This window comes from Caballeronia sp. LZ029 (assembly GCF_031451275.1).
In the GTDB taxonomy this organism is placed as follows: Bacteria; Pseudomonadota; Gammaproteobacteria; order Burkholderiales; family Burkholderiaceae; genus Caballeronia; species Caballeronia jiangsuensis.
On the sequence record NZ_JARUXO010000004.1, the window covers coordinates 623,398 to 643,976 of the forward strand.

Below are 20,579 nucleotides of genomic sequence, written 5' to 3' on the forward strand. Positions count from 1 at the left end.
GGCGTGGCCTGAAACGTGAAAGTCGAATGAAAAATGGCGCGCCGGGTGAGCGGCGCGCCATTTTTCCGACGACGTCAATGCTGAATCAGCGTGTTTCCCTGATGAAGAACGTGGTCAGCGCGCCGACCGCACAAAGTGCGCCGACGTAGACCGCGGGCGCCATCGGGCTCGATTTCATCATCAGCGAGACGACGATCGGCGTGAGTCCGCCGAACACCGCATATGCGACGTTGTACGAGAACGAGATGCCCGAGAAGCGGATGGCGGGCGGGAACGCCTTCACCATCACGAACGGAATCGCGCCGATCACGCCGACGAAAAAGCCCGCGAGCGCGTACCACGGCAGCAGCACGGAGGCGTCGAGCGCGACCTGCTGGAACATCAGCCAGTACGACACGGCAAGCGCCACGCCGCCGATGAAGATGGTCTTGCCCGCGCCGATGCGGCCCGCGATCGCGCCCGCGAGCACGCAGCCGATCGTGAGGCACAGCGTCGCCGCGCAGTTCGCGACGAGCACTGTCGCCGGCGCGATGTGGAACTGCTTCTGGAGCAAGGTCGGCGTCATCAGGATCACGACGACGATCGCCGCCGACAGCATCCACGTGAGCAGCATCGAAACGATCACCGCGCGGCCGTGATCTCGCAGCACCGCCTTGAGCGGGATCTCCGCCGCGAGCGACTTGCGCTTCTGCAACTCGGCGAACACCGGCGTTTCGTGCAGCCAGCGGCGCAGGTAGACCGAGCACAGACCGAACAGACCGCCGAGCAGGAACGGCAGACGCCACGCGAAATCGGCGACTTCGGCGGGCGCGAACGACTTGTTGATCGCCGTGGCGATAAGCGAGCCGAGCAGGATGCCCGCCGTCAGACCGGCCGTGAGCGTGCCGCACGCATAGCCGACATGACGGCCCGGCACGTGCTCGGAGACGAACACCCACGCGCCCGGCACCTCGCCGCCGACCGCCGCGCCCTGCATCACGCGAAACAGGAGCAGCAGCACGGGCGCCATCAGGCCGATCGACGCGTAAGTGGGCAACAGGCCCATCAGGAGCGTCGGCACGGACATCAGCAGCACGGAGAGCGTGAACATGCGCTTGCGGCCGAGCAGATCGCCGAAGTGCGCCATGACGATTCCGCCGAGCGGACGCGCGAGATAACCGGCCGCGAAGATGCCGAAAGTCTGCAATTGACGCAGCCAGTCAGGAATCGTCGGCGGAAAGAACAGTTGGCCGATGACCGGCGCGAAGAACACGAAGATGATGAAGTCGTAGAACTCGAGCGCGCCGCCGAGCGCGGCGAGCGTGAGCGTCTTGTAGTCGCCGCGCGTGAGCGCACGGCCGGCCGCGCGCGGGGCGTCGGACAGAGGTGTTGCCTGCATCGAAAAAAAGAACCCGTGAATGGAAAAGCCACGCGTGACGCGCGGTAGGACGAGGCCTTGCCCTGCGGGTGTAACGACACGCGCCGGGTGGACGCGAAGAAGGCGCGGGCGCGGATTCGAGAGCCGCCGCCCGTCATCCGCGCTGCGCGATGCGACGGAGAGTCGCGGCGCAGATTGCTACGCGACGTCTCGGTAAAACGGCGGAAGCGGGAACTTTTGAGCCAGAAGCGGGATGTTACAGGATGAAAACCCGCGCAAAAGAGAAAAGTCGTTCTATTTTCGAGATGGTTGTGCGCATGAGACGCATTGCGGTCGGAGCAGTGCGCAGTCACATGCGTTGACAATTCAGATGAGTCCGATGGGAAAGGGGCGTCCCGCTGCCCAGAATGCGCAGCGTGATCAGCCTCGTCTCATCCCGCGACGAGACGTTCGGCGGTGGCCCGCAGTAAGGCACCCGCCCCAATGTCCCTCGGACTCATCAGGTAAGACCTCATGCGCGTCGCCGTTTTGCAAACCGACCCAAGTTATCGAAATCTCATCAGCGATGTCGTCAAACGACTCGGTCACACTTGCGTGACGTTCGGCGACGGCCTCGTGCTATCGAAAGCGCTGTCCCGGTCGACTGTCGATCTGCTGATTCTCGACTGGAATTCCACGGGCCTGTGCGGCCTCGACCTGCTCAAATCCGTGCGCTCGAGCTTCGGCGAACGCGTGCCGGTCATGTTCGCGACGCCCGACGGCGCCGAGCACAACGTGGTCTGCGCACTGACCGCGGGCGCGGACGATTACATCGTGTATCCCATTCGCCCGGGCGAGTTCGGCGCGCGCGTCGAGGCGCTGCTGCGCCGCGCGTATCCGGCGACGTCGAGCGCGTGTCTCGAAGTCGACCCATACCGTTTCGACGCCCGTCAGCAAATCGTGACCGTGCGCGGCAAGCCGGTGCAACTGAGCGGCACGCAATTCCGACTCGCGCAGCTTTTCTTCTCGAACATCGGCCGGGTGCTGTCGCGCGATCATATTTTCGCGATGGTCTGGGGCCGCGAGTTCCGCGAAACCACGCGCACGATCGACAGCCACGTTTCGCGTCTGCGCCTCGCGCTCGAAATCGAGCCGGTGAACAACTTCCGCTTGCAGCCCGTGTACAAGAGCGGTTATCGCCTGCTGCATCTCTATGACGAAGGCGAAGATTCGGGCGGCGACCTCGCCGATCCCGCGCCTGCGCAAATCGCGGCCTGAAGCCGCGATCCACAAAGAAAAAATGCCGTCGCGATGACGGCATTTTTTTGCGTTTCGCCTTAGACCGCGGGCAGCGCCGGGCGTGTCTCGATGCTGCGACGAATCAACGCCTCGACCTCCTTACGCTCCTCGCCCACAAGCGGCAGACGCGGCGGACGCACCGGCTCCGTGCCCAATCCGACGATCGCCTCGGCCAGCTTGATGTTCTGCACGAGCTTGTGGGATACATCGAGCGCGAGCAGCGGCGCAAACCAGCGATAGATCGCGCGCGCTTCCTCGACACGTCCGGCGCGAATGAGCTTGTAGATTGCCACGGTTTCGCGCGGGAACGCGCAGACGAGACCCGCCACCCAGCCGTGCGCGCCCATCAGGATCGCTTCCATCGCCAGATTGTCGACGCCGCAGAAGAGCGCGTAGCGATCGCCCGTTTCGTTGATGAGATCGGTGATGCGGCGCACGTCGCCGCTCGATTCCTTGATCGCCGCGAATTTCTTGTCTTCGGCGAGCTCGGCGAACATTTTCGGCGTGACATCGACGCCATACGCGAGCGGATTGTTGTAGACCATCAGCGGCAGCGGACTCGCGTCGGCGACCATGCGGAAATGGTTGAGCGTCTCGCGCCGATCCGACAGATAGCGCAAGCCCGGCAGCACCATGTAACCGGCCGCGCCGTGGCGCGCGGCGCGCTCGGCCTGGCGGCAGCCGTCGAGTGTGCTGTTCTCCGCGATCGTCAATAGCACCGGCACGCGGCCGCGCGAGGCATCCACGGCGATGTCGAGCACGTCGAGCTTTTCGTCGAGCGATAACGTCGATGCTTCGCCGAGCGATCCACACACGATGATGCCATCCACGCCGGCTTCGATCTGCGCGTCGATATTCTTCGCGGTCCACGCGCGGTCTATGCTGAAATCGGCGTTGAACTTGGTGGTCACGGCGGGCATCACGCCTTCCCAGATATGCGTCACGGCAGCGCTCCGAAGTTGATTGAACGGTACGCAGTGTAAGCACCGAAAAATCGGGCGTCTTGCGTGTTTCGCGCGCGCCGCGTGCCGATTTCGGCATAGCCGTTTGGCCATGAAAGCGCCGTGCGGCGGGCTCGCCGAGCCGATCTAGCGTTATGCCGATATCGTCATCAAAACGATCCAGCCGCTTCAAGACGCCCATCGCGCGCGTTTCTAGGATAGGCGGCATGAAAACCATCGACATCATCGACTCGCATACGGGTGGCGAACCGACGCGCCTCGTGATCGCGGGCGGCCCGGATCTGGGCCACGGCACCCTCGCGCAACGGCTCGACACGTTCCGCACGCGCTTCGACGACTGGCGCCGCGCCATCGTCACCGAACCGCGCGGCTCGGACGTGATGGTCGGCGCGCTCCTGTGCGAGCCCGACGATCCGGCGGCCGCGGCGGGCGTCATCTTCTTCAACAACGTCGGCTATCTCGGCATGTGCGGACACGGGACGATCGGGCTCGTCGCGTCGCTCGCGCACGCGGGAAAAATCGCGGCGGGGCGGCACCGGATCGATACGCCCGTCGGTCCCGTCGATGCCACGCTCAACGCGAACGGCAGCGTCAGCGTGCGCAACGTGCCGGCCTACCGGCATCGGCGCGCGGTGACGGTCGACGTGCCCGGCCACGGCCCGCTCACAGGCGACGTCGCGTGGGGCGGCAACTGGTTCTTTCTCGTCGCGGACCACGGACGCGAACTCGTGCCCGCGCGCATCGCCGGGCTGACCGCGTTCACCGAGGCGATCCGCGATGCGTTGCACGCGCAGGGCATCACCGGCGCCGCTGGCGCGTACATCGACCATATCGAGCTGTTCGCGGATTCGCCCGTCGCGGGCGTGGACAGCCGCAATTTCGTGTTGTGTCCCGGCAGCGCCTACGATCGCTCGCCGTGCGGCACCGGCACCAGCGCCAAACTCGCGTGCCTCGCGGCGGACGATGCGATCGCGCCGGGCGAAATCTGGCGTCAGGAAAGCATCATCGGCAGCGTGTTCGAAGGCAGCTATGCGATCGACGGCGACGCGCTCGTCCCGACGATCACCGGCTACGCGCACATCATGGGCGAAGGGCGTCTCGTTTTCGACGAGCGCGATCCGTTCATGCTCGGTATCGCATGAAAGCTGACGTGATCGTCGTCGGCGGCGGAATCGTCGGCGCGGCGTGCGCGGCGGAACTCGCGCTGCGCGGCCTGACGGTCGATGTGCTGGAAGCGCGCGGCATCGGCGGCGGGGCGACGGCGGCGGGCATGGGCCACATCGTCGTGATGAACGATTCGCCCGCCGAGTTCGCGCTGGCGCGGGCTTCGCGCGAACTGTGGCTCGCGCTTGGTCCCGAACTGCGCGAGCGCGACGCGTTTTCGCGCTGCGGCACGCTCTGGATCGCCGAAGACGACGAAGAACTCGACGCCGCAGGCGCGATGCGCGATGCATTCGCGACGGCCGGCGTGCGTGCTCACATGCTCGATCGAGCCGCGCTGCGCGAAGCGGAGCCATCGATAAGCCACGCGATGCAAGGCGGACTCCTGATCGACGACGACGCCATCGTGTACGCGCCCGCCGCGGCGCAATGGCTTCTGACGCGCTCGACGCGCATTCGTGTATCGACCGGCTGCGCGGTTCGCGCCGTCGACGCCGACGATACGCACGCCAGCGTCACGCTCGCGAACGGCGATCGGCGCACGGCCGCTCACGTCGTCATCGCCAATGGGCTCGCCGCGCCGGACTTGATCGCCAACGTGCCGCTCGAAGCGAAGAAAGGACATCTGCTCATCACCGATCGCTATCCCGGCACGATCCACCATCAGGTGCTGGAACTCGGCTACATCAAGAGCGCGCATCACGCGCGCGGCACGTCGGTCGCGTTCAATGCGCAGCCGCGTCCGACCGGGCAGGTGCTGATCGGCTCGTCGCGCCAGTTCGGCACGCTCGATCCTGCTGTCGAGATCGACGTGCTCGCCGCGATGCTCGCGCGCGCGACGCGCTATCTGCCGAACATCGGCGCGCTGAATGCGATCCGCGCATGGACGGGCTTTCGCGCCGCCACGCCCGACGGCCTGCCGCTGATCGGCCCCGCGCGTTTTCCGGGCGACCGGCTGTGGCTCGCGGCGGGTCACGAAGGGCTCGGCGTGACGACGTCGCTCGGCACCGCGAAGCTCATCGCCGCGCAGATGCTCGGCGAGCCGGTTCCGTTCGACATGCCCGACACGCACGCTTTCTCGCCGCAACGATTCGCACGGGAGCACGCCGATGGCTGAGCGCGTGCGCGTGATCATCGACGGCGAGCTGCTCGCCGTGCCCGCTTTCACGACCGTGGCGGCAGCCATCGCGATGCGTGGCGTCGGCGGCACGCGGCGCTCCGTCACCGGCGAGCCGCGCGCCGCGCTATGCGGAATGGGCGTGTGTCACGAATGCCGCGTGACGGTCGATGGCCGCGCGCATGTGCTCGGCTGTCAGACACTGTGTCGCGACGGCCTTTCGATCGAGACGATGCGATGAACGTCGAGCACGTCGATATCGCGATCGTCGGCGCGGGGCCGGCGGGTCTGAGGGCGGCGCAGATTGCGGCGCGGGCGGGCGCACGCGTCGCGCTCATCGACGACAATCCGCGTCCCGGCGGTCAGATCTGGCGGCAAGGACCGACGCTCGCGCCCGCCGCTCAGCTTCGTCAGTGGCTCGATGAAACGCGCGCGCACGCGAATCTCATCGTCATGAACGGGACGAAAGTCGCCGCCGCGCCGGGCGACAAGCGGCTTCTGCTCGAACGCGACGGCGCGCCGCTCACGCTCGCGTATTCGAAGCTCATCCTTGCAACCGGCGCGCGCGAGCGGCTGCTGCCCTTCGAAGGCTGGACCTTGCCGGGCGTGACGGGCGCGGGCGGTTTGCAGGCGCTCGTCAAGGGCGGGATGCCGGTGCGCGGCGAGCGCATCGTCGTCGCGGGCAGCGGGCCGCTTCTGCTCGCCGCCGCCGATACGGCGCGCCGTCACGGTGCGCATGTCGTCGCGGTGGTCGAACAGGCGCCGCTGGCGCGCGTCGGGCGCTTCGTCGCATCGCTGGCGCTGACGCCCGGAAAGCTGGCTCAGGCTGTCAGGCTCGGGGTCGCGTGCTATCGGACGGGCAGCGTTGTCGTGAGCGCGCACGGAAACGGGCGCGTGGAGGCGGTCACGATCCGCGCGCGCGAGCGAGAAGAGACACTCGAAGCGGATCGCGTCGCGTGCGGATACGGCCTCGTGCCGAACGTGACATTGGCGCTCGCACTCGGCTGCTCGACGGACGAACGCGACGGCGCGATTCACGTGGACGATTCGCAGCGCACGTCGCTGGAACACGTCTTCGCGGCGGGCGAGTGCACGGGCATCGGCGGGATGGAACTGGCGAGCGTCGAAGGCGCGATCGCGGCGCATGCGGCGCTCGGCATGGCCGCCGACACGCATCTCGTGCGCGAACGCGATCGCTGGCGCGCATTCGCCCGGCGCGTGGCGCACGCGTTCGAACTCGGCGCCGATGCGCGCGCGCTGCCGTCGCCGGAAACCGTGTTGTGTCGCTGCGAGGACGTGTCGATCGCCGAGGTCGCCGCGCACGCGAACTGGCGCGACGCGAAATTGCAGACCCGTTGCGGGATGGGACCGTGTCAGGGGCGCATCTGCGGCGAGGCGGCAGCGATCTATTTCGGATGGCCGCTCACGGCGGCGCGTCCGCCGTTCACGCCGGTGCGCATCGATACGCTGATCGCCGCGCGCGAGAGCACCGAAACGCCCGTTTCATAGTGGGGCCAGCGCGAATTTCGTCCGCGCGTGCGCGCTCCTATAATCGGTTGCCTGACCGATCCGCACGCAACCGACCTCCCCACGCATGACGAGCACGACAGGCCTCACGATGAACGCAGCGCCGATCGCGCAACCACCGGCGTCGACGCTCTCCGACATGCTCGCGCATTTCGCGCTGCTTGCGCCGGTGTTCGACGCGATGCCCGACATCGTGTTCTTCGTGAAAGATCGCGAGGCGCGCTACGCGATGGTCAACCGCACGCTCGCGCGCCGCTGCGGCCACAAGGACGACAAATCGGCGCTGCTCGGCAAGACCGCGGAGGACGTGTTCCCGCGGCGCTTCGGGCGCATCTACACCGCGCAGGATCAGGCGATCATCGCGCAGGGACATCAACTGATCGACCAGCTCGAACTGCATCTGTATCCGGGACGCGAGCCCGGCTGGTGCATGACCTGCAAGCAGCCGCTGCACGATACGCAAGGGACGATCGTCGGACTCGCGGGGATATCGCGCGACTTGCAGGCCGCCGAAGGCACGCATCCCGCGTACAGCCGGCTTGCGGCGGTCGTGCAGCATATCCAGGAAAACTACGTGCAGCCGCTCAACATGCGGCAACTCGCGCAGATGGCGAACATGTCGATCGCGCAACTGGAGCGGTATTTTCACAAGGTCTTCCATCTGACGCCCCGTCAGGTGCTGCTGAAAACCCGCCTCGACGCGGCCACCGCGTTGCTCGTTTCGAACGAAAAAGTTACCGATGTCGCCGCGCTGTGCGGCTACACCGATCACAGCGCCTTCACGCGCCAGTTCAAGGCGACGGTCGGCATCACGCCGAGCGAGTATCGCGCGCTGTTGCAGGCGGGACCGTCGAACGCGTCGCGCCCCGATTCCGGCCGCGAGGCAAACGTCTGACGGGAAATCAGGGCACGCTTCGCGCCGAAATTACACGGTCGTGCGTTCGGGCGGCGGCGCGCATCGGCCGAATGAACCGCGTGATGCGCTTTCACGCCATCGAATGCAGGTCGGTCCGGATTTTGCTCGGATACGCTCGCGGCGACCGGGCAAATCTTCGCATCGGCGCAGCGCAAAACCGCGAGGCGTTCCGCACCGGCGCACACGCGACACAAATAACGGTGCGTTCGGAATTCCCGCCGCGTTTTCGTGTCAATCAATGCGCGCAACAGCGCGCGCGGCGGCGAGGTGGAGACCCGTCGCGAGAATTCCGTTTTTTGGGCAGCAGAAAAGAACATCATGAACGAAGTGGCAAGACTGGGGCATATGCGGATCGTCCTCATCGAGGATGATCCGGAGAGCAGGGCATCACTGCAGATGTTGCTGGAAGAAGAAGGTGCCGACGTGATCGCGGTAGCCGACGCCGAAGACGGCGCGCAAGCCGCGATCGAGCATCTTCCCGATGCGGTGATCTGCGATCTCGATTTACCCGAGATGGACGGTTTTTATCTCATACAACGTTTGCGGGATCACGAAATCCGCGGCAACCTGCCGCCTTCCGTGGCGATCGCGCTGACGGGACACGGCGGCGAAGAGTATCGATTGCGCAGCATCGGCGAAGGCTTTCAGCATTTCATGACGAAGCCCGTGCATCCGGACGAACTCGTCGCGCTGATCCAGGACGCAGTCGGGGCGCGCGTGGTGATGTGATGAGGTTTCAGGGCCGCCGCTGAACGGCGGCCCCGATGTTTACGACCGGTCGCGGTTGCGAGCCCGCGTCGCGCCGGTGATGACGGCGATGCCCAGCATGATGACGGCGACGATCATGATCGTATGCTGCGCGACGTGCATCGCGACGAGCGCCCACGATACGCCTCCGATCAGAATCAGCCAGCCTGCAAGATAGATGATCAGCGTCATCGACTTCTCCTTTTTCGTTGTGTGCTAGAAATCGTTGCGTGGCCTTCATGAAAGGGCCTTATCCTTTCGACGCCCGGGCGCGCATAAGTTCACTGGATGCAAGGGGCGTACCGCGGGCGGCATCGTCGAACATGAACAAGAGCGAGAGCATGCTGACCGTCCACCACCTCAATAATTCCCGCTCGCAGCGTGTGCTGTGGATGCTGGAAGAACTCGGCGTCGAATACGAACTGAAGCGCTATCAGCGCGACCCGCGCACGATGCTCGCGCCGCCCGAATTGCGCGCGGTGCATCCGCTCGGCAAATCGCCGGTCGTCACCGACGACGGTCTGACGCTCGCCGAATCGGGCGCGATCATCGAATATCTCGTGGACCGTTATGGCGAAGGCCGTTTCGCGCCGCCGCCCGGAACGTCGCCGGAACGCCTGCGCTACAACTACTGGATGCATTACGCGGAAGGCTCGGCGATGCCGCCGCTTTTGCTCAAGCTCGTCGCGCGGCGGCTGGAGAGCGCGAAGATGCCGTTCTTCGCGAAGCCGATCGCGCGGCGCATCGCGCAGACGATGCAAAGCAGTTTCATCGATCCGCAACTGCGGCTGCACTTCGGCTATATCGACGCCGAGCTCGCGAAGTCGCCGTGGTTCGCGGGCGACACATTCACCGCCGCCGACGTGCAGATGAGCTTCCCGCTGGAAACCGCGAGCGCGCGCGCCGGCGCGAAGTCGATGCCGCATGTCCGCGCGTTTCTCGAACGCATCCACGCGCGGCCGGCCTATCAGCGCGCGCTGGAACGGGGTGGCCGATACGACTACGCCGGTTAGCCGTTCGGCCGACTGCCGGCACGGCGGACGCGTTGCGTACAATGAGTCGCACGCAACCACTCAGCCCAAAGGCGACGCATGGCCCGAATCGTTCCCGACGACTGGAAGAATCTCGAAGCGACCGGCGCGGCGGCGCGCGAACTCGAAACGCTCGCGCTGCTCGAAAAGCTGCCCGACGACTACACGGTGTATCACGGCGTGCACTGGACGCGCGTCAACGAAGGCTTTTCGGTGTTCGGCGAGGCGGATTTCGTCGTCGTCGCGCCATCGGGGCGCGTGCTGATGATCGAGCAGAAGGCGGGTTTTCTGCGCGAGACCGGTCAGGGCCTCGTGAAGGTCTATCTGCAGAAGGAACGCAACGTCGCCATTCAGCTCGCGCGCACGCTGGAGAATCTGCACCGGCGCTTCACCGCGGCGTTCGGCGCGGGCACATACCGGATCGAGGAACTGCTGTTTTGCCCCGACTACACCGTGAAAAACGCGGCGATCGCGGGCGTCGCGCCCGCGCGGATCGTCGATGCGAGCCGCAAGTCGCAGCTTGCACGCGTCGTGCTGGACATTCTTCCGCCCGACGAACCGCGCTTCGAATCGGCGGCGCGCATCCATCATTTTCTCGCCGATGAACTCTCGCTCACGCCCGACACCAACGCGCTCGTCGGCGCGGCGAACACGCTCGTCACGCGGCTCTCGGGCGGCCTCGCGACGTGGGCGCGCCGGCTCGAATTCACACCGTTCCGGCTGCGCGTGATCGCGACCGCCGGCGCGGGCAAGACGCAACTCGCCGTGCGCGTGATGCGCGACGCGCTCGCGCAAGGCAAGAGCGTGCTCTACGTGTGCTTCAACCGTCCGCTCGCCGATCATATCCGCGCGATCGCGCCGAAAGAGGCGAAGATCGCGAACTACCATCAGTTGAGCGCGGCGGTGGCGCGCGATGCCGGCAGCCCGCCCGATTTCAGTCAGCCGAACGTCTTCGCCACGCTCGAAGAGCGCTTCGCCGCCGTACCCGTGCCAGAGCAGTGGAAGACGGACGTGCTGATCGTCGATGAAGGCCAGGACTTTCAGGCGGCGTGGGTCGAGGCGCTCGAGCGCCTGCTCAATCCGGACGGCGCGTGGTGGTGGCTCGAAGATCCGATGCAGAACCTCTATCTGCGCGAGCCGGTGCCGCTGCCGGGCTGGACCATCCTGCGCGAGACCACGAACTATCGCAGCCCGCGCGATCTGCTCGGCTTCATCCGCAAGATCGTCGGGCCGGATGTGCGGCTGGACGCGGGCAGCCCCTTCGACGGCTCGGACGTGAGCGTATCGACCTATGAGGACGGGCATCCCGAGGAAATCATCGAGGCGACCAAGCGTGCGATCACGCATGCGCTCTCGCTCGGCTTTCGCAAGCAGGACATCGCGGTGCTGTCGTTTCGGGGCCGCGAAGGCTCGGCGCTCACCGCCGTCGATCAACTCGGGCCGCACCGGCTGCGCGCTTTCACCGGCACGTACGACTTGTTCGGCAATCCGGAGTATCGCGAGGGCGACGTGCTGCTCGAATCGATCTATCGCTTCAAGGGGCAATCCGCGCCGTGCGTGATCCTGACGGAAGTCGATTTCGAAGCGCTCGACGAGCAGGCCGCGCGCAAGATCTTCGTCGGCGCGACACGGGCGACGATGAAGCTGATCGTGGTCGCATCCGAACGCGCGGCCCGGGCCATCGACGCGTTGCAGTAGCGCATGGCCGTCATCGGTACCGAAACGTCCGTGCGCGCGCCCGCCGCGCGCCCGTGGTTCCGCCGTCTCTGGTACGCGGCGCTGATCGCGCTCGCGGTTGCGCCGCCGATCGGCGCGGTCGGCTACATGCTGTATTCCGGCTTGATCGCGCGCGAGACGCACAGGCTCGTCGTGCCGTACGACGTCTACTGGGACGCCGCGCAGTTCCAGATCGCCTATGAGCGTTTCGAGAATCACGTGCTGCTGTATCGCAATGGCATCGATGAAGACGCGGACGGCGTGCGCGCGAGCTATCGGCTGTTGCGCGCGCGGCTCAAACAGGTGTCGGAATCGACGGGACTGTCGGACGGACACGAAGCTCTGCTGAACCGTCAGCGCGAAATCCAGCGGCAATTGCAGACCGCGCTCGATTCCATCCAGTCGGACGTCGAAGGGCTTCAGGCGGAGCATCAGCACACCTTGCGAGTGATCGGCGTGCTGCGTCAGAACGCGCCGGCCGTCGCGGAACTGGCGAGCGGACGGCGGCTCATGGATGTGGCCGAGCGCGAGGCGATCGTGCGCGACTTCGACGCGAAGCGGCGTTATCTGATCTACGGCGGCATCCTGCTCGGTCTGCTGTCGGCGGCGGCGACGGTGTTGCTGCTGCTGAACGGCTATCGGCGCACGCGCCTAATCGATCAGCAGCGCGCGGCGCTCACGGCCGAGCATCAGGCGACGCGCGCGGCGCGCGAGGCGGGCGTCGCGAAGGACACCTTCCTCGGCATGATCAGCCATGAATTGCGCACGCCGCTGCACGCGATCGTCTCGTCGGTCGAATTGCTGGGGCTCAATGCACGCGGCGACGCCGACCGCAAAATCATGCAGCGCTTGGAATCGGGGGCGCGTCATCTCGAAGCGCAGATGCGCGATCTGACCGACTACGCGCGTCTCGGCGCGGGCAAGCTCGAACTGCGGATGTCGGTCTTCGATCCGGAGGAACTGCTCGAATCGATCGTCGATGCGAACACGCCCGCCGCGACCGCGAAGGGGCTGGAATTGCGCGGCGACTATGCCGGCGAGCGCGAACCGATCGAATCCGATCCGCATCGCGTGCGGCAGATCGTGACGAATCTCGTGACCAACGCGATCAAGTACACTGAATCCGGTTCCATCGACGTGCATTTCGCGCGCACCGAGGAGCGCCTCGACATCTCCGTGATCGATACGGGCCCGGGCATATCCCGCGAGCAGTTGCCGCTTATTTTTCAGGAGTTCACGCAGCTCGATTCATCGAGCACGCGGCGTTTCGACGGCGCGGGAATGGGGCTCGCCGTCGTGCGCGGGCTCGTCGATCTGCTCGGCGGGAAGATCGAGGTGTCGAGTGAAGTCGGACAAGGCGCAGCATTTCGCGTGAGCGTGCCGGCGGTCTCGGCGGAGCGGCTGCCCGGAAACGAGCCGGAAGCCGACGCGCCCGAATTGCGCAAATCGCGCGTGCTCGTGATCGACGACCACGAGTCGATCCGCGATTCGCTGATCGAGATGCTCACGCATCTGGGCTATTACGCGGTCGCCTTGCCCGACGTCGACAGCGCGCTCGCATGGCTGCGCGCCAACGACGCCGACGTGATCCTCGCGGACCTGCACATGCCCGGCAAGGACGGCTACTCGTTCGCGAACGAATATCGTGCGCGCAGTGCGCAGGGGGCGAGCGTGCCGATCATCGCGGTGAGTGCGTACGCGCCCGAACTGGTGGACCCGAGTGCTGCGGTGCTGTTCTTCGATTATCTGCTGAAGCCGGTGCGCTACGAGGTGCTGAAGGGCGCCGTTCACCGCGCGGTGACCGTGCGCAGGCGCGTTGCGTGAGCCTGGCCGTCAGCTTCGCATGAGCCGCTTGGAGAGATCGGCGACGAGAATGCCGAGCCGCGCGGGCTTCTCGAAACACGTGACGTCGTAGTCGCGGATGACCTGACTGATCTCCGATTCGCTCGCCTTGCCGGTGGTCAGTTCGCCCGTGAGCACGAAGACCGGTGCGTCCGGATTGTCCGACGCGCGCACCGCGCGAATCGCATCCGCCGACGTATGCACGCCGAACAGCCAGTCCATCACGACGGCATCGAACACCTGCGTCTGCAGCGCTTCGAGGAATGCGTCGAGCCCGTAGAAGGCCATCGCCGTGAAACCGGTGGCTTCGAGGTAGTCGTGCAGGTTGTCCGCGGAAGCGTGGTCGTCGTCCACGACGGCGATGATCGGCTTGTCCGTGTCGGGCCGGCGCGGCTGGATTTCGATCTTGTGGACGTCGCACGCTTCATGCAGCAGCACACCCTCATGCTTCGTGACGACCCAGCGATTGTTGATCTTTTGCGCGATGAAATCCGGGCGGCTGCCCGCGTCAAGCGCGTTGCCGACCCACGCCATGCAGGGAATTTCCACCGAACCGAGCTTGAACACGGCGTCGTGCGCGGTGCCTTCGGTTTCGTCGGGGCGCGTATTGATCGAATCGAACAGCTTGAGCGCGGGCTCGTCGAAGGCATCGGCGACGCGGCGAATCTGCGCGAGCGTCCACGGACTGTTGCCGCGCAGCTTGCGATGGCCCTGCGAAAAGCTCAGATCGAGAATGCGGCACAACTCGGCGGTTTGCTGCCGCTTCCCGATGCCGTGACGGGCCATCAACTCGCGCACGCGCTCCGCGACGGCGAGGGATTCCGAAGAAGACGTTTCAGTGACCATACAGCCAGTCGGATGCGTGAAAGTGGGCCTGCGAGGGGTGGGGTTCGACGTGGGCCTCACGGCCCGTTCGCAGTCGGTCCGACATTGTAAATGGCGCGGGTCCGCGCACTCAAAATGTCTCGACGGACCGCGTGCAACGCATTGATGCTATTGGATAAATGCCCGCCGTCGCCGTTCGCTCGCGCGCACTTCGTCACGCCAGCGCCGACGCGTGTTCGCGTGACAGCTTCGATGTAGCGGGAAACGAGTCGAGCAGAGTCGAGAGTTGGTCGCGAGCTTCGTGTCCGCTGAATTCGCGCAACGTCGCGAGCAAGGTGCGCCACGGCGCGGGCCAGCGCGTCTCGCGCATGCAATGGCCGTTGGCGTCGGTGATACGAAGGAGGGTGCTGTCGGGGAAAAAAGTCAGGGTGACGGGCTTACCGTCGAGTACGCAGGTTGCAGTGCAGGCTTTCGAAGTGAACATGCTTTTTATAGGTTGAGTAAGCGTCAGAAATTGACGGTCCGGTGGCAATAGCAACGTGCGTTCCCGGAGCGCTGCCGGCATTGTCGATCGGCGAAACGCTGTGGGCAAGTTCACGAATGTTGAATGGAATATTTCAGATATTGGCGACAATTGACTTCTTTATCGACGATAAACTCGACGCCTCGTTAAATCGGAGGTTGTTGTGTTTGTTGCTGCTCTCTTGATCTTTCCAATAGGCGTCGCGGCGCTTTTTGTACTGGCTCTGATCGCGAAAAAGCGTGCCGAAGACGCGCGCACCGCCCAACGTGATCAATTCTCTCCGGTCGAGCCGGACGAAGCTCATCGAGAACAGCCGTCCGACGAGCCGCCGCGCTAAGCGACCAGCGCGATCCGCTTTTGCTATCGAACGATCGCCCTTTCGAATTGTTGCGCTATTGGCGCGGGACTATAGTGCCTCTCACGGCATGACAACCCAAAGCGACCAACAACGAAAGGAGACAAACCCATGAACCGTATCGACCTGGCCAGCCGCGTCGTGATCATCACGGGCGGAGCGCGGGGCATTGGCCTCGCGGTGGCGGAACGCGCGCTGGAATCGGGCGCCGATGTGTCGCTCTGGGATGTCGACGGCGAGCGCCTCGCGCGCACGAGCGCGGAACTCTCGGCGAAGTACAAGGAGCGCAAGGTCAGCGACGCGGTCGTCGAGCTGACCGACGAATCGTCCGTCGACGCCGCCGCGAAAAAGACCTTCACCGCCCACGGCAGGATCGATGTGCTCGTGAACAACGCGGGCATCACGGGCGGCAACGGCACGACCTGGGAACTCGCGCCCGACGTGTGGCGTCGCGTGATCGACGTCAATCTGATCGGCCCGTATCTGACGTGCCGCGCCGTCGTGCCGTACATGCTGAAGGCGGGCTACGGACGCATCGTCAATATCGCGTCGATCGCGGGCAAGGAAGGCAACCCGAACGCGTCGCACTACAGCGCGTCGAAGGCCGGGCTGATCGGCCTCACGAAATCGCTCGGCAAGGAACTCGCGGGCAAGAACATCCTCGTGAACGCCGTGACGCCCGCCGCCGCCAAAACCGAAATCTTCGATTCGATGTCGCAGCAGCACATCGACTACATGCTCTCCAAAATCCCGATGAACCGCTTCCTGATGCCGCAGGAAGCCGCGTCGCTGATTCTGTGGCTCTCGTCCGAGGACTGCGCGTTCAGCACCGGCGCGGTGTTCGATCTGTCGGGCGGACGCGCGACGTACTGATTGCGTCTTCGGGAGAATCGCGATGAATCACTCCGCCATAGCGGAAGGCGCCGTCACGTCCCGCGTGATGAAGAGGCTGCTGCCGTTTCTGCTGCTCATGTACGTGCTCGCGTTTCTGGACCGCGCGAATATCGGCTTCGCGCAAAAGGCGCTGCAGCAGGACACCGGCTTGACGAATGCCGCGTTCGCGTTCGGCGCGGGCGTGTTCTTCATCGGCTATGCGATCTTCGAGGTGCCGAGCAATCTGCTCCTGCATCGCGTCGGCGCGAAGCTGTGGATGTGCCGCATCATGGTGACGTGGGGTCTCGTCTCGGCGGCGATGGCCTTCGCGCATAGCGCCACCGCGTTCTATACCTTGCGCTTTCTGCTCGGCATGGCGGAGGCGGGCTTCTTTCCGGGCATCGTCTATTACCTGACGCGCTGGTTTCCGCAATCGTCGCGGGCGCGTGCGCTCGGCGTGTTCTACTTCGGCGCGCCGCTCGCGTTCATCTTCGGCGCGCCGCTTTCCGGCTTGCTGCTCGATCTGCACGGCGCGTTCGGTTTCAAGGGCTGGCAATGGCTCTTTCTGGTCGAAGGGCTGCTCGCGTCGATCGTCGGCGTATGGGCGTTCTGGTATCTCGACGACGATCCCGCGAAAGCCCGATGGCTCACGCCGGACCAACGCGCGCTGCTCGTAGGCCGCCTCGACGAAGATGCGCGCGCCGCGTCGTCGCACGGTCCGCGAAGCGTGCTCGCGTCGCTCGTCGATCCGCGCGTGCTCGTGCTGTGCTGCGTCTATTTTCTGATTCAGGCCGCGGTCTATGGCGTCGTCTTTTATCTGCCGCAACAGGTGTCGGCGCTGCTCGGCACCAAGGTGGGCTTTCGCGTCGGGCTCGTGACGGCGCTGCCGTGGATCGCCGCCGTGATCGTCACGTGGATCGTCCCGCGCTACGCCGATCGCACCGGAAGGCATCGTCCGTGCACGGTGGCGCTGCTCGTGATGGCGGGCATCGCGATCGCGGTGTCGGGCGTGGCGGCATCGCCCGTCGTCTCGATCGTCGCGCTGTGCTGCGCGGCGAGCGGCTTCATCGCCGCACAGCCGCTCTTCTGGACCTTTCCGACGCGCTATCTGACAGGCGCGGGCGCCGCGGCCGGCATCGCGCTCATCAATTCGCTCGGCGGACTCGGCGGTTTCTTCGCGCCGATGGCCCGCACCGCCGCCGAAGCCGCGTTCCATTCGACGAGCGCCGGGCTCATGGTGCTGGCGGGCGCGAGCGTGCTCGCGGCGCTCGTCATCATCGCGCTGGTGCGCGTGCCCGGACGCAGCGAACACGCACCCATACCCGACGCCGCGAACGCGTCCTGAACAACGAAACCACACGTACGGAGCCACATCATGTCCATGCCCACGATCGCCCAGGTGCGCGCCTTCACCGTTCGCGGCGGCGGCGCCGATTATCACGACCAGGGCGCCGATCACTGGATCGACGATCACATCGCCACGCCGATGGCCCGCTATCCCGAATACCGCAAGAGCCGTCAGTCGTTCGGGCTGAACGTGCTGGGCTCGCTCGTCGTCGAGATCGAGGCGAGCGACGGCACCGTCGGCTTCGCGGTGACGACGGGCGGCGAAATCGGCGCGTTCATCGTCGAGAAACATCTGGCGCGCTTTCTCGAAGGGCAGCGCGTGACCGACATCGAAAAGATGTGGGATCAGATGTACAACGCGACGCTCTACTACGGGCGCAAGGGCATCGTGCTCAACGCGATCTCGGGCGTCGATCTCGCGCTGTGGGACTTGCTCGCGAAGGTGCGCCGTGAGCCGGTGTTCCATCTGCTCGGCGGCCCGGTGCGCGACGAACTGCAGTTCTACGCGACGGGCGCGCGCCCCGATCTCGCGAAGGAAATGGGCTTCATCGGCGGCAAGATGCCCTTGCAGCACGGTCCGGCCGAAGGCGAGGAAGGGCTGCACAAGAACATCGCGAAGCTCGCCGACATGCGCGCGAAAGTGGGCGACGATTTCTGGCTGATGTTCGATTGCTGGATGAGCCTCGACCTCAACTATGCGAAGCGTCTCGCGAATGCGGCGCGCGAGCATGGCCTGAAATGGATCGAGGAAGCGCTGCCGCCCGATGACTACTGGGGCTATGCCGAACTGCGCCGTTCCGTGCCAGCCGGCATGATGGTCACGACCGGCGAGCACGAAGCGACGCGCTGGGGCTTCCGGATGCTGTTCGAGATGGGTTGCGCGGATCTCGTGCAGCCGGATGTCGGCTGGTGCGGCGGCATCACCGAGCTCATCAAGATTTCGGCGCTCGCGGATGCGCACAACGTGCTCGTCGTGCCGCACGGTTCGTCGGTGTACAGCTATCACTTCGTCGTGACGCGCCACAACTCGCCGTTCGCCGAGTTTCTGATGATGGCCCCGAAAGCCGATCAGGTCGTGCCGATGTTCACGCCCTTGCTGCTCGACGAGCCCGTGCCGGTGAACGGCCGCATGAAGGTGCCGGAGACGCCGGGCTTCGGCGTGCGGCTCAATCCCGAATGCAAGCTCGAAAGACCCTATACACACTGAACGAGGCATCGCATGTTGCTAGAGAACAAAGTCGTCGTGGTGACGGGCGGTTCGCGCGGTATCGGCCGTGCGATCGCGCTCGCGAGCGCGCGCGAAGGCGCCGATGTCGCGATCAACTACTGGGGCGATAACGACAGGTCCTATGGCAAGGCGTCGGCGGTGGAGTCGATCGTCAGCGAGATCGAGGCGCTCGGGCGGCGCGCGATCGCCGTCGAAGGCAACGTGGCCGAGCGCGATACGGGCATCGAACTCATCGCGCGCACGGTCGATGCGTTCGGCCACGTCGATGTGCTGTCGAGCAACGCGGGCATCTGCCCGTTTCATGCGTTTCTCGATATGCCTGCATCCGTCTACGAGACGACCGTCGCGGTGAATCTGAACGGCGCGTTCTACGTGACCCAGGCGGCCGCGAACCAGATGAAGACGCAGGGCACGGGCGGCGCGATCGTTGCGACGAGTTCGATCAGCGCGCTCGTCGGCGGCGGCATGCAGACGCATTACACGCCGACGAAAGCAGGCGTCCACTCGCTGATGCAATCGTGCGCGATTGCGCTGGGACCGTATGGCATCCGCTGCAACTCGGTGATGCCCGGCACCATCGCGACGGACCTGAACGCCGACGATCTATCGGACACGGACAAGCGCGCGTATATGGAACAGCGCATTCCGCTCGGGCGTCTGGGCGAACCCGACGATGTCGCGCAATGCGTCGTCTTTCTCGCGTCGGACCGCGCGCGCTATGTGACGGGCGCATCCTTGCTCGTGGATGGCGGCCTCTTCGTCAATCTTCAGTGAGACGAACCCGCCGAGTACTTGCGCAACAACGCGATGAAGTATTCGGCGGGCTCGCTCAGCGTCTCGAACTTGCGGCGCAGCAGCCCGAAACCCGACAGGCTCTTGCCGATCTCGATCGGCAACTCGATCAGCAATTGCGCCCGCAGATAATCGCGCACGACGGACTCCGGCAGCATCGCGACGGCTTCGCTGTTCTGCAGCAACTGCAGCGTCGCGAAGATCGACGCACATTCGACGATATCGGCGGGCGTCGTCAGCCCGGCGCGGGCGAGTTCGTCCTCGAAGAGGCCGCGTGCGGGACTCGTGATCGGCTGCAAAATCCACGGCCAGCCGACGAGCGTGGCGAGCGTGAGTTCGGTCTTTCCGGCAAGCGGATGCCCCGCGCGCACGACGAGCCGCATCGCCTCGCGTGCGAGCGGCTCGAAGTCGAAATCGTTGTGTTGCAGGGGCGTCGTCAAACGGCCGAGCGCGAGATCCACTTCGCGGCGATGCAGCAATTGCACGACCTGATCGCTCGTCTCGCCGAGGATGCGCACGTTCAGAAGCGGCCGCTCGGATTTCAGTTCGGTGACGGCCATCGCGAGTACGTCGGGCGCGGCGCCCATGATCGCGCCGACCGTCAGTTGACCGTGGCCGCCGCGGCGCTTGGCGTCGAGATCGTCGGCGAAGCGCGTCAGGTCCGCGAGCGAGCGGCGCGCGTACGCGAGCGCGGCGGTGCCGAGCGACGTCGGCTGCATGCCGCGCGCATTGCGCTCGAAGAGCAGAAAGCCGAATGCTTCCTCGATATCTGCGAGCATGCGGCTCGCGCTCGGCTGCGCCACGTTGATGGTCTCGGCGGCCTGATGGAGATTGCGCGCGTCGTCGAGCGCGACCAGAAGCGCGAGGTGCTTGAATTTCAGCCGATTGACCAGCGCATTCGGCGACACAGTTTGGGGCACGTTCTGAATCATTCGACAGTCCGCTTTGAGCCGCGCGATGATACGGCGCAGCGATACGTTTT

Annotated in this window: 21 protein-coding genes; 14 read left to right on the plus strand and 7 right to left on the minus strand. The window is 65.3% G+C overall.

Annotated features, from left to right (window positions below; genetic code table 11):
* Positions 1 to 85: 85 nt before the first annotated feature.
* Positions 86 to 1,378 (minus strand): MFS transporter, encoded by a 1,293-nt coding sequence (locus tag QCE73_RS28810; RefSeq protein ID WP_309884607.1) that lies wholly within the window; start codon positions 1,376 to 1,378, stop codon positions 86 to 88.
* Positions 1,379 to 1,870: 492 nt separating this feature from the next.
* Here QCE73_RS28810 and QCE73_RS28815 point away from each other — a divergent pair, with 492 nt between their 5' ends.
* On the plus strand, positions 1,871 to 2,614 hold the full coding sequence (locus QCE73_RS28815; RefSeq protein WP_035509862.1) for a response regulator transcription factor: 744 nt from the start codon (positions 1,871 to 1,873) through the stop codon (positions 2,612 to 2,614).
* A gap of 59 nt (positions 2,615 to 2,673) precedes the next feature.
* Here QCE73_RS28815 and QCE73_RS28820 read toward each other — a convergent pair whose 3' ends face one another.
* Positions 2,674 to 3,579 carry a dihydrodipicolinate synthase family protein gene (locus tag QCE73_RS28820; protein WP_035509864.1) on the minus strand — a complete coding sequence of 302 codons (906 nt, stop codon included), beginning with the start codon at positions 3,577 to 3,579 and terminating at the stop codon, positions 2,674 to 2,676.
* A gap of 215 nt (positions 3,580 to 3,794) precedes the next feature.
* Here QCE73_RS28820 and QCE73_RS28825 point away from each other — a divergent pair, with 215 nt between their 5' ends.
* The 6 genes from QCE73_RS28825 to QCE73_RS28850 all read left to right on the plus strand — a co-directional run bounded on the left by QCE73_RS28825 (position 3,795) and on the right by QCE73_RS28850 (position 9,047).
* On the plus strand, positions 3,795 to 4,739 hold the full coding sequence (locus QCE73_RS28825) for a 4-hydroxyproline epimerase (RefSeq protein WP_309885274.1): 945 nt from the start codon (positions 3,795 to 3,797) through the stop codon (positions 4,737 to 4,739).
* Positions 4,736 to 5,875 (plus strand): FAD-dependent oxidoreductase, encoded by a 1,140-nt coding sequence (locus tag QCE73_RS28830; protein ID WP_309884608.1) that lies wholly within the window; start codon positions 4,736 to 4,738, stop codon positions 5,873 to 5,875. Before QCE73_RS28825 ends, QCE73_RS28830 begins: the two co-directional genes overlap by 4 nt.
* A complete protein-coding gene (locus QCE73_RS28835) occupies positions 5,868 to 6,116 on the plus strand; it encodes a (2Fe-2S)-binding protein (protein ID WP_309884609.1) in 249 nt (82 codons plus the stop codon). The genes QCE73_RS28830 and QCE73_RS28835 overlap by 8 nt, the downstream gene beginning before the upstream one ends.
* Positions 6,113 to 7,384, plus strand: a complete 1,272-nt coding sequence (locus QCE73_RS28840; RefSeq protein ID WP_309884610.1) for an FAD/NAD(P)-binding oxidoreductase — start codon at positions 6,113 to 6,115, stop codon at positions 7,382 to 7,384. The genes QCE73_RS28835 and QCE73_RS28840 overlap by 4 nt, the downstream gene beginning before the upstream one ends.
* Positions 7,385 to 7,493: 109 nt before the next feature.
* A complete protein-coding gene (locus tag QCE73_RS28845; RefSeq protein WP_309885275.1) occupies positions 7,494 to 8,297 on the plus strand; it encodes an AraC family transcriptional regulator in 804 nt (267 codons plus the stop codon).
* 339 nt (positions 8,298 to 8,636) lie between these two features.
* Positions 8,637 to 9,047: a response regulator gene (locus tag QCE73_RS28850; protein ID WP_238216800.1), complete on the plus strand. Its 411-nt coding sequence runs from the start codon at positions 8,637 to 8,639 to the stop codon at positions 9,045 to 9,047.
* 39 nt (positions 9,048 to 9,086) lie between these two features.
* On the opposite strand, the gene QCE73_RS28855 is transcribed toward QCE73_RS28850, so the two are convergent.
* Positions 9,087 to 9,257, minus strand: a complete 171-nt coding sequence (locus tag QCE73_RS28855) for a hypothetical protein (protein WP_309884611.1) — start codon at positions 9,255 to 9,257, stop codon at positions 9,087 to 9,089.
* A 149-nt stretch (positions 9,258 to 9,406) separates the two neighbouring features.
* Between QCE73_RS28855 and QCE73_RS28860 the strand changes: the two genes are divergently transcribed.
* The 3 genes from QCE73_RS28860 (at position 9,407) to QCE73_RS28870 (ending at position 13,636) form a co-directional block, all read left to right on the plus strand.
* Positions 9,407 to 10,078, plus strand: a complete 672-nt coding sequence (locus QCE73_RS28860) for a glutathione S-transferase (protein WP_309884612.1) — start codon at positions 9,407 to 9,409, stop codon at positions 10,076 to 10,078.
* Positions 10,079 to 10,156: 78 nt separating this feature from the next.
* Positions 10,157 to 11,794, plus strand: coding sequence for an ATP-binding domain-containing protein (locus QCE73_RS28865; RefSeq protein WP_250484545.1), 1,638 nt, complete (start codon positions 10,157 to 10,159; stop codon positions 11,792 to 11,794).
* Positions 11,795 to 11,797: 3 nt separating this feature from the next.
* A complete protein-coding gene (locus tag QCE73_RS28870; RefSeq protein ID WP_309884613.1) occupies positions 11,798 to 13,636 on the plus strand; it encodes an ATP-binding protein in 1,839 nt (612 codons plus the stop codon).
* Between the two features lie 9 nt (positions 13,637 to 13,645).
* On the opposite strand, the gene QCE73_RS28875 is transcribed toward QCE73_RS28870, so the two are convergent.
* From QCE73_RS28875 to QCE73_RS28885, 3 genes are all read right to left on the minus strand, one after another.
* Positions 13,646 to 14,500, minus strand: a complete 855-nt coding sequence (locus QCE73_RS28875; RefSeq protein WP_035507549.1) for a helix-turn-helix domain-containing protein — start codon at positions 14,498 to 14,500, stop codon at positions 13,646 to 13,648.
* Between the two features lie 193 nt (positions 14,501 to 14,693).
* Positions 14,694 to 15,044 (minus strand): hypothetical protein, encoded by a 351-nt coding sequence (locus QCE73_RS28880; RefSeq protein WP_404989821.1) that lies wholly within the window; start codon positions 15,042 to 15,044, stop codon positions 14,694 to 14,696.
* 52 nt (positions 15,045 to 15,096) lie between these two features.
* Positions 15,097 to 15,306, minus strand: a complete 210-nt coding sequence (locus tag QCE73_RS28885) for a hypothetical protein (RefSeq protein WP_309884614.1) — start codon at positions 15,304 to 15,306, stop codon at positions 15,097 to 15,099.
* A 162-nt stretch (positions 15,307 to 15,468) separates the two neighbouring features.
* Between QCE73_RS28885 and QCE73_RS28890 the strand changes: the two genes are divergently transcribed.
* From QCE73_RS28890 to QCE73_RS28905, 4 genes are read left to right on the plus strand one after another with little or no spacing between them, the layout of a single operon-like run.
* Positions 15,469 to 16,230 carry an SDR family NAD(P)-dependent oxidoreductase gene (locus tag QCE73_RS28890; RefSeq protein ID WP_309884615.1) on the plus strand — a complete coding sequence of 254 codons (762 nt, stop codon included), beginning with the start codon at positions 15,469 to 15,471 and terminating at the stop codon, positions 16,228 to 16,230.
* Between the two features lie 22 nt (positions 16,231 to 16,252).
* A complete protein-coding gene (locus tag QCE73_RS28895) occupies positions 16,253 to 17,575 on the plus strand; it encodes an MFS transporter (protein WP_309884616.1) in 1,323 nt (440 codons plus the stop codon).
* 30 nt (positions 17,576 to 17,605) lie between these two features.
* The gene (gene rhmD / locus QCE73_RS28900) at positions 17,606 to 18,784 is read left to right on the plus strand and encodes an L-rhamnonate dehydratase (RefSeq protein WP_187606432.1); all 1,179 of its coding nucleotides are present in this window, start codon (positions 17,606 to 17,608) and stop codon (positions 18,782 to 18,784) included.
* Between the two features lie 12 nt (positions 18,785 to 18,796).
* Positions 18,797 to 19,579 carry an SDR family NAD(P)-dependent oxidoreductase gene (locus tag QCE73_RS28905; RefSeq protein WP_309884617.1) on the plus strand — a complete coding sequence of 261 codons (783 nt, stop codon included), beginning with the start codon at positions 18,797 to 18,799 and terminating at the stop codon, positions 19,577 to 19,579.
* On the opposite strand, the gene QCE73_RS28910 is transcribed toward QCE73_RS28905, so the two are convergent.
* The gene (locus tag QCE73_RS28910; RefSeq protein ID WP_309884618.1) at positions 19,573 to 20,529 is read right to left on the minus strand and encodes a LysR family transcriptional regulator; all 957 of its coding nucleotides are present in this window, start codon (positions 20,527 to 20,529) and stop codon (positions 19,573 to 19,575) included. The genes QCE73_RS28905 and QCE73_RS28910 overlap by 7 nt on opposite strands.
* Positions 20,530 to 20,579 lie beyond the last annotated feature (50 nt).